At 50.0% G+C, this 18,084-nt stretch carries 11 protein-coding genes and 1 pseudogene; 3 read left to right on the top strand and 9 right to left on the bottom strand.

Annotated elements, in window-relative coordinates; all coding sequences use genetic code 11:
• Window positions 1-39: 39 nt before the first annotated feature.
• From V7028_RS06230 to mfd, 9 genes are all read right to left on the bottom strand, one after another.
• Window positions 40-5,157, bottom strand: coding sequence for a calcium-binding protein (locus V7028_RS06230; protein WP_334119226.1), 5,118 nt, complete (start codon window positions 5,155-5,157; stop codon window positions 40-42).
• A gap of 17 nt (window positions 5,158-5,174) precedes the next feature.
• On the bottom strand, window positions 5,175-5,681 hold the full coding sequence (locus V7028_RS06225) for a hypothetical protein (RefSeq protein ID WP_334119225.1): 507 nt from the start codon (window positions 5,679-5,681) through the stop codon (window positions 5,175-5,177).
• A gap of 411 nt (window positions 5,682-6,092) precedes the next feature.
• Entirely contained in the window at window positions 6,093-6,563 is a 471-nt protein-coding gene (locus tag V7028_RS06220; protein WP_334119224.1) for a hypothetical protein, read from the bottom strand.
• 99 nt (window positions 6,564-6,662) lie between these two features.
• On the bottom strand, window positions 6,663-7,991 hold the full coding sequence (locus V7028_RS06215; RefSeq protein WP_334119223.1) for a TolC family protein: 1,329 nt from the start codon (window positions 7,989-7,991) through the stop codon (window positions 6,663-6,665).
• 4 nt (window positions 7,992-7,995) lie between these two features.
• Window positions 7,996-9,300, bottom strand: a complete 1,305-nt coding sequence (locus V7028_RS06210) for an HlyD family type I secretion periplasmic adaptor subunit (protein ID WP_334119222.1) — start codon at window positions 9,298-9,300, stop codon at window positions 7,996-7,998.
• Entirely contained in the window at window positions 9,293-11,011 is a 1,719-nt protein-coding gene (locus V7028_RS06205; protein ID WP_334119221.1) for a type I secretion system permease/ATPase, read from the bottom strand. The genes V7028_RS06210 and V7028_RS06205 overlap by 8 nt, the downstream gene beginning before the upstream one ends.
• A gap of 63 nt (window positions 11,012-11,074) precedes the next feature.
• On the bottom strand, window positions 11,075-11,950 hold the full coding sequence (gene serB / locus V7028_RS06200; RefSeq protein ID WP_334119220.1) for a phosphoserine phosphatase SerB: 876 nt from the start codon (window positions 11,948-11,950) through the stop codon (window positions 11,075-11,077).
• Entirely contained in the window at window positions 11,947-12,975 is a 1,029-nt protein-coding gene (locus tag V7028_RS06195) for a tetratricopeptide repeat protein (protein WP_334119219.1), read from the bottom strand. The genes serB and V7028_RS06195 overlap by 4 nt, the downstream gene beginning before the upstream one ends.
• Before the next feature lie 4 nt (window positions 12,976-12,979).
• Entirely contained in the window at window positions 12,980-16,444 is a 3,465-nt protein-coding gene (mfd, locus tag V7028_RS06190; protein WP_334119218.1) for a transcription-repair coupling factor, read from the bottom strand.
• Between the two features lie 125 nt (window positions 16,445-16,569).
• Between mfd and ispD the strand changes: the two genes are divergently transcribed.
• The 3 genes and pseudogenes from ispD to V7028_RS06175 all read left to right on the top strand — a co-directional run.
• Window positions 16,570-17,301 carry a 2-C-methyl-D-erythritol 4-phosphate cytidylyltransferase gene (ispD, locus tag V7028_RS06185; RefSeq protein ID WP_334119217.1) on the top strand — a complete coding sequence of 244 codons (732 nt, stop codon included), beginning with the start codon at window positions 16,570-16,572 and terminating at the stop codon, window positions 17,299-17,301.
• Window positions 17,298-17,795: a 2-C-methyl-D-erythritol 2,4-cyclodiphosphate synthase gene (gene ispF, locus V7028_RS06180; RefSeq protein ID WP_334119216.1), complete on the top strand. Its 498-nt coding sequence runs from the start codon at window positions 17,298-17,300 to the stop codon at window positions 17,793-17,795. Before ispD ends, ispF begins: the two co-directional genes overlap by 4 nt.
• Window positions 17,795-18,084 (top strand): annotated as a pseudogene (locus V7028_RS06175) (hypothetical protein); the annotation flags it as partial. The gene ispF and the pseudogene V7028_RS06175, both read left to right, overlap by 1 nt.

The raw sequence follows: 18,084 nt of genomic DNA, 5'->3' as shown, positions 1-18,084 counted from the left end.
CTGGACTTTTGGTTCAAATGCCGCATTTTTTATGAGACTTTAAGCGTAGTCAGGATTTTCCATTAAATCGACCGCTGTCGTATTAATTTTGGTGTTGCCCCATGTTACTGCATCAGCAAAAATAATTTTGTCTAAAGAATCTGCGGTGTTACCTGTACCGCTAAAGTGATTGGCAATTTTCACATGGTCTGTGTTGGAACCCAGGTGTTGAATGTACAAGTCGTCGTAATAACGACCCAGTTTAATGTCACTACTTTTTACATCTACCAGGCGCAATGTTTCGACAAAATTCATTCCGCTTCCATCGGAAACATGAACGGTATCTTTGCCATCACCTGATTTATAAACGAAGGTATCACTTCCTTGGCCACCCTGAGTTTCGTCGTTTCCTGTGCCGCCGTTGATGGTGTCATTTCCATTTTCGCCGAGTATGACATCGTTACTGCCACCACCGGAAAGTGTATTTGCAGCACTGTCTCCATATAAAAAATCAGAGCTCTCAGTGCCAATTAAAACCAGGGCAGCAATGTTTGACTGAGTCCAGATCGAACCATCAGAAAACATAATTTGATCGATGCCTTTGTCGCCGTAATCAGAACTCAGAAAATGTTGTTCAACACGGATTTGATCACCACTGCTGAACTTAAAGTCAACAATCAAATCATCGTTTTCACGGCTCACCAACACATCGGTCGGCAAAATATTGTTGAATTTGATTGTGTTCGTGAATGGTGTGTTGTCATGGGAATAAAGATTACTGTTAATGGTGTCGTGGCCGTCACCTACACTGAAAATATAGGTGTTGTTGCCAGCTCCGCCTGACAAAAAATCATCCCCATGATTACCCTCAAGAATGTCATCGCCATTTTCGCCATCAAGTTCATCGTTTCCTGATTCGCCTTTCAAGTGATCGTTGCCTTCGCCACCGTACAGTCTGTCTTGGCCGTTTCCCCCGAACAGTTTGTCTGAGGCCCCGTCTCCAAATAAATCGTCGTTGCCGTTGTCTCCATAAATTGAATCGTCTCCATCCTCTCCAAAAATGGTGTCATCACCGTCATTACCCCTTAATACGTTATTGGTCTGGTATCCGGTAATGTTGTCATCTCCGATGGTGCCTGCTAGCACTTTGCTTTGAATTGTTGAGAAATTCCACGTTACATTGTTTGAAAAAACAAGTGAATCAATTGCTGTCAAATTGTTATTGGAAGTATCAAAATGATTCAAAATGCGAACTTCGTCGTTTGCACTGCTTTTGATTTTTATAAGCAGATCATTGTCATTTCTACTCAAAATAACGTCAGTCGACGATATGTCGGCAAATTTCAATATCTCTGTTTGAGTTCCGTAAATGCCATCCGCAGCATAGGTATCTATGGTGTCTCTACCGTGGCCTTTGCGGTAAATGTAAGTGTCGTTGCCCGCATCACCTATGAACAAGTCATCTCCTTTGCTGCCCTCTAGCACGTCGTTACCACTGGTTCCGTTAATTGTGCTGATCACTCCTGCATAAGAAATCGCTTTGGGATTGAATACACTTGATGACCAAATAGTGCCATCTGAGAATTGAATGCGGTCTAAAACATGATGCCCCGCACCATGAAAATTAAAATGCTGCTTAATTCGAATGGGGTCGTGCGGGTGAGAATTGATGACAATTAATAAATCTGAATTTTCTTTAAAGAAATTGACTTCAGAAGCCGTAGCATTTAGCAATTTTAGAGTTTCAACGTGATTGCCTTCATATTGATCAGCAATAATGGTGTCGCGGCCATCGCCTTTGCGGTATTGGTAAGTGTCGCTGCCTGCTCCTCCGTAAAGAAGGTCGTCGCCAAGGCCTCCGTCCAGTAGGTCGTTTCCGAAATCGCCTTCAAGTGTGTCGTTGCCCGCCTGGCCGAAAACGGAGTCATTTCCGTCGCCGCCGTTCAACAGGTCATTACCGTTACTACCATAAAGCCTGTCAGCACCAGCTTCACCGTAAAGAAAATCATTTCCTGCATCGCCATAAAGTATGTCGTTACCACTTCGGCCATACAAGGTATCGTTGCCATTGCCGCCACGCAATGTGTCAGCAGTTGTGTAGCCAGTTAATATGTCGTTACCCGTAGTGGATGCAATCACCTTGCTCTTAATGGTTGTGGCATTCCAGGCTAGGCCATCCGCAAATTCAATTGTTCCAAGGGACTGGTCAATGCCGTTGTAAGATTCAAAATGGTTTTTAACTAAAACAAAATCATTCGATGCGAATGTAAAATTAACTAACAAATCGTTTTCAACTCGACGTAGCTGAACTTCAGATGACGAAATATCTGTAAATTTTAAAGTATCAATATTGGCGGTGTCGTCTTTGAACACAGTAATAGTGTCTCGACCGTCGCCCTTGCTGTAAACGATTGTGTCTGTGCCGTAACCAGTGTGAATTTCATCATTTCCTTTGCTGCCAATCAACAAGTCGTTACCGAGGTCGCCGTTGATGTGGTCATTGCCTGTGCCCCCATCAATTACATCGTGAGATTCAAAGCCGATTAACGTGTCTTCACCCGCTAATCCAGAAAGTAGGGCAGGCTGATTTGCTACACCAGATGAATTTAATGGACCGATTAAATCATCTTCAGTACCCAAGAACCGGAAGTCCACCGCATTAGAAAATTTCCAGATTTTCTGCAAAACAGGGTCGCTGTCTAATTGAAGTTCAAAGGAACCTAATAGTTGGGATGTGGTTTCCTCTCCGCTAAAACTGGCTGCCAATTTGAAAAACGAAAGCGTGGTAATTTGATCCAACAATGGCTTATTCAAAACCAATTGCTTTAATTTCAAAGTGGCTTGGGTGGTGTCAAGTTTCACAGTTTGAGTTTGCGGATCGAAGGCTATGCCGATCGCCCCAAAAATCGGTTGAAATACCGTTTGCTTCAAAATTTCTGCTGTAAATTGGCCTTGTGCCATCTTAACGGCGTGTGAAATTGGGCCAGTAGCCAATACGAGATTGCCGTAAGGGTCTAGTCCATTCTTCAGTATTTCAGCCAAGGGTTTATTCAACAATTTTTCCAAGGCCAGAACTTCGCGTGCATCAGTGCGGTGTCGTTCCATAACAGGAGAAATATTGTCAACCCCCGCCCATTTCAGGAAAAGATTGTGTGTGTCGTTGAACAAATTCGAAATTGAGTATTCACCTTGTAGCTTGCTTTGAAGGTCGGTAACCACGGCTTGTAATGAACCGCTGGTGTCCAGCGCCATGGCTGTGTGCAAATCTGTAAGCTTGCCAGTACCCGGCAAATTGAAGAGTGTTTTAATATCCGCGCCAATTTCAACTTCAGTTCCATACACTGTATCTCGCTTGTTTGTGGCGAACCACACATCGTGCGACTCCCGCACATTGCCTGTTGAGTCGGTGTAAGTGGATTGTTGGCGGTGCTGGTTGTTTTGCAGGTCAGATTCAGTGTCATACCATGCGATTGAATAATCCAGGCTAATGGCAGCCACTTTCGCCTGTTCAAGGGTTAGTAATTCGCCTGCGTCCAGCTTGGCATTTGAATTGCTGTCTTTCCACACCTTCACGGTGTTCCATGCAGTGTCTGCATTTGTGAATTGCCGATCATTGTTCGAATCAAGCGCACGCAGCGCTTCGAAACCGTTTTCCGCAGATTGCCCTGCATCAAGGGTGTTATTGCCAAACAGTTCGCCGCCATGGTCAATCTGATTGTTGTTGTTCAGGTCGCTAACCAAAATACCATCATCCGCACCAGCCCAACCGGTTCGTTCTTTAAAACCATCGTTGTTGTGATCAAAGTAGATTGGCTTGTTGCCAATATTCAGTGTTTCAACGCCGTCTCCATCAAGATCAAGAACAATCGGCGAGGCTGGGTTTTCATAGATATGATCCACTCGGTTTAATTGATCAAGCCATTCCTGGCGGAAGAAGTCTGCAGCATCGCCAAGTAGTTCTCCAATGTAGTGAGCGCCTGCAATTGACCCCACCAAGCCTGCTATTAAAGACAAACCAGCCGCAATAATTGCCCCCGCAGGTCCAGTTAAGTAAAGTGGCGTAAGAGCGGCGCTTGCTAATTTTGCGGCCAAAATACCGCCTGCGAAACCGCCTGCGAAACCGCCTGCGAAATCGGTTGCCCAATCTTGAATTATTTGGTTGCCCGCTTGAGTGTCGCCAGCAGCATACGCAGCGTTGGCTTGCGTAGCCGCAAAACCCAATGCAAGCAGATCGCCAGCAATTCCGAGTTTATTCAGCGTGTTCAAGGCACCAGCACGTAGTGCCCAGTTATCCACATTTGGTAAATCGGGAGTGTTCGCCAAGGCAACGTACTTACTTTTTATATCCTGCAGTATTTGTGCACCAGCTTCGTGTTGAGCAAATCGATCTTGCATGAACTGACCAAGATTTCCCGTGTTGCTCAAAGGGATGGCGGGTGGCCTACCTTCTAGCCCGGTGGCATCGAAGTAACCACGAGTGTCGATAAGGGGTTGGCCATCGATACCTTTGTACACGGTGCCGTCAGTGTTTAACAACACCTTGATTTCTGTTGAATACACATCAGACTGCGCGCTAATGGCCTTAAACGCATCGGCTGCACCTTTTTCCGCAAGGTCTGCGCGGGGAATACCATCGATGCTTGTGATTTTTGCGTTTTCTAGCGCCGCAGGAATTTCAGTTTGCGAAAAGATACGATCTGCTTCGGCTGCGCCGGTTAGTGTACGAACTTCGCCCTCTGTGGCTGCTACGAAGCGACTAGAAACATTGTCCCAGGCACCGTTCGGAATACGTGTGCCGTCAGCGGTTTTTTCTCCGAACAGAAACTGGTTGGCAGGGGAGCCCTTGCCATCAGTTCCGACAATGTCCATGGGCTCGCCGACAATTTCGAGTTCGGCGAGTTTAAGTGCCAGGGCGCTGTTGTAACTTGGTGCATCTCTGTCAAATAAATCCAGAAACTTGGCGGCTTCTGTTTTATCGATGACGCGAATGTCTTCACCGTTGAGTAACATGCCTTTGATGATTTGAGAGTTGCTTATGCCATCTGCAGTAACGCCGCTATACAAAATGGTAGTTTTACCGCTTGCCTCTATGGAGATCTGGTTGATCAGGTCACGCAGTTGTTCTTTAGTGGTGATATCGGCCAACATCGCGTTGGCTTGTTGAGCTGTAAGTGCCATGAGAATGTGGTCCTGATTCAGAAGCCAAAGGTAACAGTAATGGGAGATTTGATGTGCTTGTTATATTCAGCTGCTTTAAATACAGTCACAGCCTCTTTGAATATGGCAACAAATTTATTGAATGAGTAATTGTTCAGCATTGGGTGTGAGGCGTCTGGTTGCTCTGTTACCATTTTTGTGACATCAACCATTCTGTTTTCCTGTGGGCGAATAGCCCAGATTTCCAGCAAAGCAGGCCAGTGGATAAAAAATGGATCCGCTTTGAAATCACCGGGTGTGCGTTTTGGTTCCATAATGATTCTGAACTTCGAGCCTGATAAATAGAGGGAGAAATATACCTTGAGTGTTTTAGGATCTTCGAAAGCCGGGTTGCCTGTTAGACCACCCCCTGTCAAGAAAAAGTCTCTTTCTCGATCCACGGTCCACATCCGTCGATGTTCAATCGGTTTTTCAAGATCAAGTTTGTAAGGTAGTTCGTATTTTTCTATGTCTTCTGCGGTTGGTATTTCATTTACAAAGGTCATGTGTTTTCCTTTCAAGTTTGTCTGGTGTTATTTGTCGAATATCTATGTCGTGGCCAGGTGCCGGAGAAGGGTGTAACTCATCACTTTAAGATGTTCTTCAAACATTTTTCATCAGCATTCTCCGGGAATGCAGTCGTTGATGAAGGGGATGATTGGTGTCCTGTTTTTTTGGCATGCTTCATAGCAGCTATGGCTTGGTTTGGAGTGTCTCGGGCTGTAGTAGAAATCGTAAGCCTAGAATAATGGATTAAGCAAATGGTGTAAAAGTGGTTGGGTTAATACTTTCACTCGCGATGGGTATCTGCACACACTCAAGTATTACAGGGCCTTTCGGTTGGCCGGGTTGGAATAAAAAGCAAAGTTGTTGCTCAGTTCTTGATATGCGGCTTGTAAGGTCAGTGCGGTCATGTTTTACACTCCTTTGCCCAGTTCAAGAATGCTGATGAATTCACACTTTTCTGTATTGAGTACCCCCGACCCTCGTTCCGCTGTGAATGCCTCCCTGAGCAAGGCCAGGGTTTCACCGTTGTCCGATTGAATGTCGTGTTTGAAGAAGTGTCCGGTTTCATCCATTTCACTGAACAGGTCGATTCGCAATGTTGTGGTGCGCGGTTGCCCCACCCGGTCGCCGCCTACTGTACTCAGCTGCCAAGTTTCAATGTAAAACGTTCGCCCGGCATTGTGAAAAATGTAAGCATCGTAGCGAGCTCGTTCAATATCCCCCCCTTTGATCCAGGTCAGGAATATGTCCCGTTCCCGGTCAATCGTCCAGCTTCTGGCGCGGCTATGTCCCACGCTGCCTGTCCGTTTAATGACCGCTTTTTCAATCGCTTCGTAGCGTGGCTTGTCGGCTTCTGGAATGTATTCGTTGATGAAAGGCATGGTGTGTTTCCTGAGGGTGCTTGGGTTTGATCGCAGCTATAGTTTAGTTTTGAGGGACATGGGTTGAAGTAGAAATAATGTTTTCACGCGTCAACGTAGCTAGTTTGGGCCTTGTGTAATCTGATCTACAACTCGCTCCACACCCAATTCACCTGTCAATTCCAGCAGTGAGAAATACGCTTGGTTGGCTTTTAATTCGCGTTCCAGCTTTTTCAGCTTTAGTTCTGTTTGTTTGGCCTGAATATTGGCTAGGTCAATGATGGAATTCAATTGGTGGCCAATGCCGGTTTCAATGGCCTTTTCTTGCTGCTCGGCGGCTGAAATTGCTTTGGCATAGGCCCTGGCAAAGTTCGAAGAAATCATCAGTTGCTTTTGGGCAGCAAAAGCTTCTTTCAACACGTCGGTTTGAACACTGTCTAGCTCGGCGCGCTGTTGAGTTAGGGCGGCGGCGGCTTTTTCAACTTGCGCTTGCGTGCCAAAACCACTGAACAGTGGAATGTCTACTTGAATGGCAAGAACATTTTGCTTAACCTGGTTACCCAATGTGCTCACTGTTTCAGATTTGCTTTGGGTGTTTTGTGCCACCAGCATTACTGTGGGGTGGTGTTCGCCTTGGGTTTTTTCAATATTCAATTCAGCGTTTTGAATATAAGTGTTTTGAATTTTAAGGTTCAGGTTGTTGCTTAAAATTGCCTGTTCCAGTTCATTTTGAACCACGGTGCTTTCGGGGGCTTTGAATTCTAGCTTTTTAAGCCACAAACTGCTTACTGGTTGGCCACTTAGTTGGGAAAGTTCCCACAGGTGGCGTTCAAGTGTCTCCTGCGCTTCATCCAATTCTGCTTGCCGCAGCTCAAGTTCTGAAAAGGCGGCGCTTAATTCCAAAGGGCTGGTTTCACCCCTGCCCATTCCGTATTGTGTTTGTTCATGCAACAAAGCCGTGCTGCGCAGTTTTTGGCCCGCCAGCGTTGTAACCAGTTCGCTTTGTTTGCATTCCATCAATTTTTCAACCCACTTTTGAATCAGGTTTTGTGTGGCTTCCAGTTCGCGGCTGTGCGCCTCGCTTTGGGCCAATCGCGATTGCTCAATTTGAAGCCATGCCGGCCTGTTGTAAATACTCTGTTGAAGGGAGATGCTGTTGTTCTGAATGGTATCCCGGGTGGTGTTCTCGTTCAGCAAGGGGTTGGATTGCTGGGTGTTTGCCACCCCGTTGTATAGCCTTGCGTTAACTTGCGGCAACCAGGCCGATTCGCTAATGGAAAGCTCTGCGTCGGCTATGTTTCGACCAGCCCGTGCTTTTGCCACTTCCCCAGAACTTTCAATGGCCTGTTCAAGCAGTTGTTCTATTGATTGGGCATGGGCTGGAAAGGCTGCCGCACACCACAGGCAGGCCAGCAAGGCCAGTTTTTTGTTGTTGCTTGTCACGGTCACGGTTTTAGTGCTCCGTCATCGCGGTGAACAGCCTGTCGGTAATGGGCTTGAACAGGTATTGCATCAGCGTTTGTTCGCCTGTAACAATCAACAGTTCAGCCGGAACACCGGCCTGTATGCGGTGTATTGCAATTTGCCCCAAGGCTTTTTCAGTGAAGCGCACCTTCACAGGTATGTGTGCTATGCCCGTTGATGGGTCGCTTAATTGGTCTGCGCCAATATTGTGAAGGCTGCCCTGAACTTCCAGTGTTTGCGCGGTTTTTAATGCACTGAAACGCACGGTGACCAATTGCCCGGCTTTGAGTTGGTCAACCAGCCCGGGTTCCAGTTGCGCGCTAATTTCAAGTTGCCCCTGGCTGGGTGCAATGTCCATTACTGCGGTATTGGCTGGCATGGCACTGCCCTGTGTGAACAATTGCAATCCTAGAACCTGACCTGCCACGGGGCTTTGAATATTGGTGTGATGGCGAATAAATTCAATTCGATGCAATTGCTCGTCCAGGTTTGCCAGTTCAGTTTGAACGTCATTCAGTAGTGTTTGGCTTTCAGCCTGCTGCTGATTGTGCAGCTGTTGCATTTTCAGGCGTGCCTGGCTTGTTTGCCCACGCAGTTGGCTGATTTGAATTTGATCTTGCGCCAGCGTTACTTGCAAACTGGTGATTTGCCCTTGAATCTCCACAAGCCGGTTGGCGGGCATGTACCCCTTGGCTACCATGTCTGAAAGTCCGCTTTGTTGTTGGTTCAAGCTTTCCAGTTGGCGTTGTTTGCTGCTTTGTGTGGTTTGCAGGGCCAGCAGGCTGTTGTGTGCAGTGCTAATTTCAACACCCAATGTGTTGATTTGATTTTGCAGTGCGCGCTGGCGTGTTTCAAACAGTTGTGTTTCTGCCTCCTGTTGCAGCGTTTGAAAGCTGGATGGTATGTTCACTTCCGCCGGGGCAGAATTTACAAGGGCTACTTTTATATTCTTTGCGCTTCGGGATTCAATTCGAAGCCGGTTCATTTTCGCTAAAAGTGCTTGGCGCTGAACTTCCAGCGCGTTCAATTGTGCCTGGCTGTCTGTGGTGTTCAGGCTGATCAGGGTTTGGCCTTTTTCTACCAGTTGCCCTTCATTTACCCAAATTTTCTCAATCACCCCGCCATGTGGATGAACAATGGTTTTCCGCTCGCCCTGGAATGTCAGGGTGCCGCTAACCACCACGCCCCTGTCCATGGCGACCAGGCTGGCCCAAAGCATGAATCCGACAAACCCCAGAAGCAGTGCAATCAGGCCCTTGCGGGAGGCATTTGTAATGTTGCTTTCTTCAAGCATGTTGCACCTGTGGGGCTTGGGGCTGCTGCTGTTTTTGCAGGTGAGCCAGTACTTCGGGGGTGTTGCCATACAAGGCCACTTCACCGTCTTTCAGCACCAGCAGTTTGTTACAGGCGCGCAATATGGATTTTTTGTGGGTGACCACAATGGCCGTGTTGCCTTGCTGCCAGTGTGCAAGCAGGGCATTCATTAAGGCGGTTTCCCCTGCGTCGTCCAGGTTGGAATTGGGTTCATCCAGCAGCAACAGGCGTGGTTTGTTATACAGTGCGCGTGCCAAGCCGATGCGTTGCTTCATGCCGCCCGATAGCCCTTCACCTTGTTCGCCCAACGCGGTGTCGTATCCCTTGGGTAGTTTCAAGATAAGTTCATGCACTCCGGCGGCCATGGCAGCTTCAATAACCTGCTGGTCGTTGTCGCAGTTAAAGCGGCCAATGTTTTGTGCCACAGTGCCTTCAAACAGCTCTACGCTTTGTGCAAGGTAACCTGTCCATTCGCCCAATTCATCGCGCTTGTATTGCGCAATGTCGGCTCCACCTACATCAAGGCGGCCTTGGGCCACGGCAAGTATGGCCGCAGTGGTGTGCAGAAAGCTGGTTTTACCCGATCCGCTGGGGCCTATTACGCCAACCACACTGCCTGCGGGAATTTTTAAGTGAATGTTTTTAAGCACCCATTGGCCCGATAGCGGGACTGCTGCATACACATTGTTGAATTCGATCAATGGTTGGGGTGTGGGCAGGCTGTGCGCGTTGTTGTGAAGCTGGCTGTTTTCCAGCAACAATTTCAAGCGGCCATGTGCCTGGCGTGCACCTGAAAGTGCCTTGCATGCAGAAGCCAGTGTGTCGACCGGTGCAAGTGCTTTGCCCATCAGAATGGAAGCGGCAATCATCATTCCACCGGTCAGGCTTTGTTCAAGCGCCAAATAGGCACCCAAACCCAACGCAGCGCTTTGTACAAACATGCGAAAGTATTTGCTGCTATTGGCCCAAGCCGACGTGGCGTCTGCCGATGCGGTGTGGTGTTGGGTGTGCTGATTTTGAATTTTCAGCCATTGCTTTTGAATGGCAGGCAGCATGCCCATGGCCTGAATGGAATTTGTGTTGCGAAGCACTGAATTCATTGTGTTTGCGCTGCGAATGGCCCATGTGCTGGATTGTTCGTCGTTGAATTGATTTTTACGAATGTGCAACAAGCTAAGGCTTATCGAAATAGTGATGCAGCAAAGGGCCATTACCCCGAACCAAGGGTGGAAGGCAAACAACAACAAAACGTAGAACAACACCCAAGGAACGTCGAACAAAGCCACGGCGCCCTGGCTGGTCATGAATTGTCGAATCAGTGCAAAATCACGAATTGCTTGGCCAGTGTTGTCTTTTCCCTGAGTTTTTAGTGCCCTTTGAAATGCAGCCTTGTGTATGTCGGTAATCAGTTGTTGTTCCATCGAGTTGCCAATGCGTGTCAGCATTGCAGTTCGATAATGGTCCAGCAGGGCGCTGAGTATATACAGGCCAATCACCAGGCCAGTAAGTGCCAGAAGTGTTGTGTGGCTTTGACTGCTTAGTACGCGGTCGTAAACCTGCAACATGTAAATGCTGGGCACCAGCGCAAGCAAATTGATGGCCGCGCTGAAAGCAATTAATACTTTCAGCCAGCGCCGGTGGCTTTGTAATGCTGTTTTGAATGGTGAGAAGTTTTCAGGAGGGGAGGGCATGCAACGCTGGGTCCATTGATTCTTGTTGGACTTTGTTGCATGCAGCTTTGAGAAAGTTCAATTTCAGCCAATAGTCGCTTCAAACCATTTACAAATCGTGTCTAGCCCACCGTGGTTGATGCAGAAATCAGTTTTTTCCTGCACCACTGGTTTGGCATGAAACGCCACACTGGCACCTGCAATTTCCATCATTTTCAGGTCGTTCGAGCCATCGCCCACCACAATGGCGCGTGAAGGGTCGCAGCCCAGAATTTCGCAGGTTTCAAGCACGGTGTCGCGCTTTACATCGGCATCCACAATGGTGCCCAGCACGCGGCCTGTTAAGTGGCCTTCCACAATTTCTAGTGTGTTGGATCGGGCGTAATCCAGCCCCAGCACGTCTTTCATTTTGTCGGTAAAAAAAGTAAAGCCACCGCTGACCAGCAGTGTTTTCCACTTGTTGGCTTTGGCATAGGCAATCAGTTCTTCTGCGCCGGGGGACAAGCGCAGGCGCTCTTCAAACACAGCGTTCAAGCAACTTTCCGGAACACCCTTCAGCAAGGCAACACGGCGATTCAGGCTTTCAGAAAAGTCTTTGATTTCGCCACGCATGGCGGCTTCGGTAATTGCCGACACCTCTTTTTTTTTGCCTGCAAAATCAGCAATTTCGTCAATGCATTCAATGGTAATCAGCGTGCTGTCCATGTCCATGGTCAGCAGTTTGAATTCACTGGCTTGAAATTCTGCTTCCAGAATTGCGAAGTCAAAGTGGTGCGCGCGGCTTAATGGTCGCAATGTGTCGGTAATGGCTGTTTTAGGCAGCGTGTAGGCTTCCGGAATTTCAATGCAGGCTTGTTGGTCAACCACTTCAACGCCCAACGCAGGCAGGTTCAGTGCATCCAGTGCGGTGTGCACTTGTGCTGTGGTCAGTGTTCTGGAGGAAAAGAATAATTGGCTCATGGTGTGCTCTCCGTGGGTTGCGCGGATTCTACCTTGTCATTTGCAGGAATATCGCCGGCGGGCGCTCGAAGTTGTGCCAAGAGCTGTCTGGATGGTTCGTGACCTTGTTCCGCCGCAAGGTTTAGCCATTGTAACCCCAAGGGCTTGTTGACGGGAAATCGGGTCCCTTCATGCAACAGGCTGCCCAACAGGTGCATGGCCTCGAGAACACCTTGCTGTGCGGCGGAATTCAACAGTGCCAGCACGGCCGGGTCTTCGGGTTGCAGGGGGGCTTCATTTTTCAACACCAGGTCGGCCAGTTCATGGCTGGCTTGCGGGTGGCCCAGGCGTGCCGCCCTGCGCAGCCAGAACATACGGTCTTCGCCTTCAAAGTGGCTCAGGCGGTAAAGCGCGGTGGTGTTTTGTGCATTGGCCAGTTGGTACAGCAGGCGTTTTTTTTGTTCGCACAAATCGTTCAAGGCGCAATATGCTTCTGTTTGTCCTTGATCCAGTCGTTCAAGCGCGTATTCTGCGCATGCAAGGTGCGTTTCTGCGCAAGCATTCAAGTGTTGTTGCGCTTCAATTTTGCTGTGTCCATACGGATGTTCAAGCGTGCTTTGCAGCAGTGTTTCAGCGTAAAGAAGTTGCGAGGGGTGGTGTTGCTCCCGTGAAGCCCTGCGAAGCCAGCCCAAGCCTTCTGCCAGTTGTTTATGAAGGTCGCGGGTGTTTGCATCGAACACGTCCAGCATTAACAACTGGCCCAAATAGTATTGGGCCGGGGTGTGGTCTTGTACCGCTGCCTTGCCCAGCCAAACCCTTGCCACCTTCAGGTCGCGCGGCACCGCGTCGCCACGCAGGCGCATCAAGCCCAGCGTGGTTTGAACTTCTGCATCACCAGCCTCGGCTTTGGGCAACAATGACTTGTAAACGTGTATGCCTTCTTCTTGTTCAGCTTGTGCCCACGCGTTGTGGGTTGCTGAACACATGCCCATGGCAAGCGCCATGAGCCAAGGGGTACACCAGTTGGGCATGCGGTACCTGTTCATTTGCCTATACCAATTGTTTAATCAGGCCTTTGAGAAACTGTACACGGTCGCTTACTTTAGGAAAACTGCGCGTGATGCGCAAGCGTTCAGCTCCTGCCAGTTTCATGTCTTTTTCTTTCTGAATCATCAGAATAATTTTTCCTGCGTCCACATTGGGCTGTGCATCAAACTGCACCACAGTGGCGTCGGTTGAGCTGTCAATTTTTGCAATACCCAAGGGTTTGGCCAAAATGCGCAGGCGGTGTGTTTCCAACAGCGCTGTGGCGGCTTCTGGCAATTTTCCAAAACGGTCGATCAATTCTTCTTGAACCTCAGAAACAAAGTCCATTTCTTCGGTGCTGGCCAGTCGTTTGTACAGGGTCAGGCGTTCATGCACATCCGGGCAATAGTCTTCAGGCAACAGGGCTGGCGTGTGCAGGTTAATTTCAACTGTTGCGTTCAGCGGCGCGGTCAAATCGGGTTCTTTGCCGGCCCGCAAACTGCGCACCGCGTGGTTCAACATGTCGGTGTACATCTGGAAACCCACCTCGTGCACATTGCCACTTTGGTTGGCACCCAACACTTCACCTGCACCGCGAATTTCAAGGTCGTGCATGGCCAAATAGAACCCGCTACCCAAGTCTTCCATCATGGTAATCGCTTCAAGGCGGCGCTCTGCGTTTTTGCTCAGGCCATCTTCGTTGTTCACCATCATGTAGGCATAGGCTTGGTGGTGCGATCGGCCCACGCGGCCACGCAATTGGTGCAGTTGCGCCAGGCCGAATTTGTCAGCGCGGTGAATCACAATGGTGTTGGCGGTGGGTACATCAATACCGGTTTCAATGATGGTGGTGCACAACAACAGGTTGAATCGCTGTTGGTAAAAATCGCGCATCACGCGTTCAAGGTCGCGTTCATTCATTTGCCCGTGGGCAATGCCAATGCGCGCCTCGGGCAGAATTTTTTCAAGTGCCTCGCGCCGGTTTTCAATGGTGTCCACTTCGTTGTGAAGGTAGTACACCTGCCCGCCGCGCTTTAGTTCACGCAGCACGGCTTCGCGAATCACGCTGTCGGTTTCACGGCGTACAAAAGTTTTGATCGACAAGCGGCGTTGCGGTGCAGTGGCTATTACCGAGAAATCGCGAATGCCTTCCATGCTCATGGCCAGTGTGCGCGGAATGGGGGTGGCGGTTAAGGTAAGTACATCGACTTCAGCGCGCAGATTTTTCAGCGCCTCTTTCTGGCGCACACCGAAGCGGTGTTCTTCATCAATAATCACCAGGCCAAGGCGTGAAAATTCCACATCGGAACTGAGCACTTTGTGCGTTCCAATAATAATGTCGGCTTTGCCCGTGTTGATCAGTTCAACCGCATCGCGAATTTCCTTGGGCGACTTGAATCGAGACAACTCAACCACCTTCACGGGCCAATCTGAAAAGCGATCCGAAAAGGTTTGAAAGTGTTGCTCGGCCAACAGCGTGGTGGGGGCCAGCAATACCACCTGTTTGCCGTCCATCACGCTGACGAATGCGGCACGCAATGCCACTTCGGTTTTGCCAAAGCCCACGTCGCCACACACCAAACGGTCCATGGGGCGGGGGGAAGTCATGTCGGCAATTACGGCGCGAATGGCGGCGGCCTGGTCTGCGGTTTCCTCGAAACCGAATTTTTCAACAAAGGCTTCGTAGTCGCCAATGCTTAACTTGAATTCATGGCCTTTGCGCAGCGCGCGGCGGGCGTACAAATTCAATAATTCAGCTGCGGTGTCGCGCACCATTTTCGCAGCTTTCTTTTTGGCTTTTTCCCACTGGCCTGAACCCAGTGCATGCACTGGTGCGCTCTCGGGGTCGGAACCGCTGTAACGCGCGATCACATGCAGTTGGGCCACCGGTACAAACAGGTTGGATCCGTTGGCGTATTCGAGGTGAAGGAATTCGGATGCGCCTTCACCCAGGTCCATGCTGATCAGCCCTTTGTAGCGGCCAATGCCGTGCTGTTGGTGCACCACGGGGTCACTGATCTTCAGTTCCGACAAATCGCGAATCATCGATTCAACGTTGCTTTGCCTTTCCTGCTGCCTGCGTGCACCACGGCGGCGTGGCGACAATGAAAACAGTTCGGTTTCTGTTACAAATGCAACCTGTGCTTCCAGCCCGCGGTGCACACCAAAGCCTTGGTCCAGCACGGCTGTGCACAGCACAAAGCGTTCACCACTTTCCAGTGCGCTTTGCATCGTTTCAGTTTGGTGGGGTTTTAGTTTGTGTTCCAGAAAATACTGGTTCAGGGTTTCGCGGCGGCCGTCGCTGGGCGCAACCATAATCACTTGTTTGTAGCTGCCTGCACCTGTGCGTTCCACCAGGTTGCGGAATTTGAATATTGGGTCGTCGGCCTTTCGGTCTGCTGCCAGTTCGGGCAGCAATGCGCCGCTGTATTCGGGTACCAGTGCATTTTTGGATGCGGACAAATTCACGCGCGCAGCATTCTCGAAGCTGCTGAAAAATTCATTGGCATTCAAATAAATTTCAGAAGGGCGAAGAATGGGCCGCTGAATGTCTTTCGACAAAAAATCAAAACGGCTTTGTGTGTCTGCTGCAAAAGTTTGCAAGGCTTGATCCACATCGCCGTGTTGAATGAACACCAGTTCTTTTTCGGGCAGGTAGTCGACCAAACTGGCCGTGTTCTCGAAAAACAGGGGCAGGTAATACTCAATGCCCGCGCTGGCCACACCGGTGCCCATGTCGCGGTAAATGGATACTTTGGAGGGGTCGCCTTCAAAACGTTCCCGCCACTTGCTGCGAAACTGCGCGCGGCTTTGCTCATCCATCGGGTATTCACGGCCGGGTAGCAGGCGCATTTCCCGCACCGGGTACAGGCTGCGCTGGGTGTCTACATCGAATGTTTTGATCGATTCAATTTCATTGTCAAACAAGTCAATGCGAAAAGGCAGCGCAGTGCCCGTGGCAAACAAGTCGATAATGCCGCCACGTATGCAGTACTCACCCGGGGTCATTACTTGTGACACATGGCTGTAGCCTGCGATCGTCAATTGCTCGCGCAGCTTTTTCTCATTCAGCTTGTCGCCGGTTTTAAAATAAAACGTGCTGCCCGCTAAAAATGAAGGTGGGGCCAGTTTTTGAATGGCAGTACTGGCCGCTGTTATCAGCACATCCAGATCACCTTGCTGGGTTTGGTACAGCGTGGCCAGGCGTTCGGACACCAGATCCTGGTGGGCGGACAAACTGTCGTAGGGCAATGTTTCCCAATCGGGCAGATAATGCACCTTCAAGCCCGGGGCAAACAGGGCGATTTCTTCTTGCAGGCGGGTGGCGTCGTGCGGGTTGGCGCAGGTGATCAGGCACAGCCTGTCCTGCTGCTGTGCCTGTGTGCACAGTTGGGCCAGCAAAAATGCATCGGCACTGCCGGGCGGATGTGCCAAGCTGAGCCTGTGCCCGCCGGTTAACTGAAAAGAAGAAGTAAAATGTGACAGCATAAGGTTTGCCCGCTTGGATACTGCAACCATCCTGGTTTTCCAGTGGGCTTCAAGTTCGGGTTTTGGGTCGATGAATCAAGGCCCGTATTATACGGCGGCAAGTGCCGACATAGGAACAGACTTTCATGGCAAAAGCTGCCAGGTATTTTGGATTGGTGCCCGCAGGTGGTGCCGGGCGCCGTTTTGGGGGCAGCACTCCCAAGCAGTACGCCTTGCTGGGCGGAAAAACCGTGCTGGAACACAGTGTGCAGGCGCTTTTGGTCGACCCGCGTGTTGAAAAAGTATTTGTGGTGGTGGCCCAGGAAGATTCAATGGCCCAGGCTTTGTTCGCGGACAACCCCAAGATAAAGTGTTTGCCTGTGGCCGGTGCGGAACGTGTGAACACGGTTTTGAACGCATTGAATCTGTTGCTTGAGAACTTCATGGTGAATGAAACCGACTGGGTGTTGGTGCACGACGCCGCGCGCCCCGGCCTGAATGCAGCGGCACTGAAGGCTTTGATTGACCAGGCCAGTGAACATGTTGCCGGTGGTTTGCTGGCTTTGCCCGTGGCAGATACCCTGAAAAAAACCACAGTGGCCGAGGAGGGCGAAGTGATTGCCCAGCACACCGTGCCGCGAGTCCATTTGTGGGCCGCCCAGACACCACAAATGTTTCGGGCTCAGGCCTTGAGCATGGCAATTTCGGAATGTATTTACAAAGGCCTTCAGTTGACTGACGATGCCAGCGCCATCGAGACCATGGGCATTGGCCCCCTGATTGTGCCGGGGCACATCGAGAACATGAAAATTACCCAGGCCGACGATTTGCGCATTGTGGCCAGGTTGCTGGGCTTGAGTCAGGAGAACACACAATGAGTGAGATCAGCCGCCTGCGTGTGGGGCAGGGCTATGATGTGCACCGTTTGGTTGCGGGTCGAAAGCTTGTTTTGGGTGGTGTGCACATTCCGTCTGAATTTGGATTGCTGGGCCATTCCGATGCAGACGCTTTGTTGCATGCAATTACAGATGCCATTTTGGGTGCTTGCGCAATGGGCGACATTGGCACGCATTTCTCCGATACAGACCCGCAGTTTGAAGGTGCCGACAGTGGCATGCTATTAAAAACCGTGATCAGCAAAGCCAAACAAAAAGGTTTCAGCCTGCTCAATGTGGATTCAACACTGATTTGCCAAAGCCCCAAGCTGGCACCCCACATGGCGGCCATGCATGAAAGCTTGAGCGCCTTGTGTGGCTTGCCGCCAGATGCAGTGAACATCAAGGCCAAAACCAACGAAACCCTGGGCTACCTGGGGCGCAAGGAAGCCATTGAGGCGCAGGCCGTGGTGTTGATGGTCAAGGACGCTTCTTGATGGCAGCACGTTTTATTCTGGCGATCAGCACCAGTTCCGGAGTGGCCAAGGTGGCTGCAGTGGCCGAGTTCCTTGATGGTGGGGCTGCCGCACAAACCCTGTTCAACTATGAAATTGTCGATTACAAAAGCCAGTCAGCCCAGCTGTTGCCCATGCTTGAACAACATTTGAAAGCGGCAGGTTTGCAATCCAGTCAATGCGCCGCAATTGCGGCAGACATAGGTCCAGGCGGGTTCACCAGTTTGCGAACCGCCTGGACCTATGTCTGCCGCAATTGCGGCGCATTGAC

This window comes from Limnobacter sp. (genome assembly GCF_036846585.1).
Taxonomy (GTDB): domain Bacteria; phylum Pseudomonadota; class Gammaproteobacteria; order Burkholderiales; family Burkholderiaceae_B; genus Limnobacter.
The sequence above is the reverse complement of the archived record's forward strand: the minus strand, read 5'-3'. Positions and strand labels throughout refer to the sequence as shown.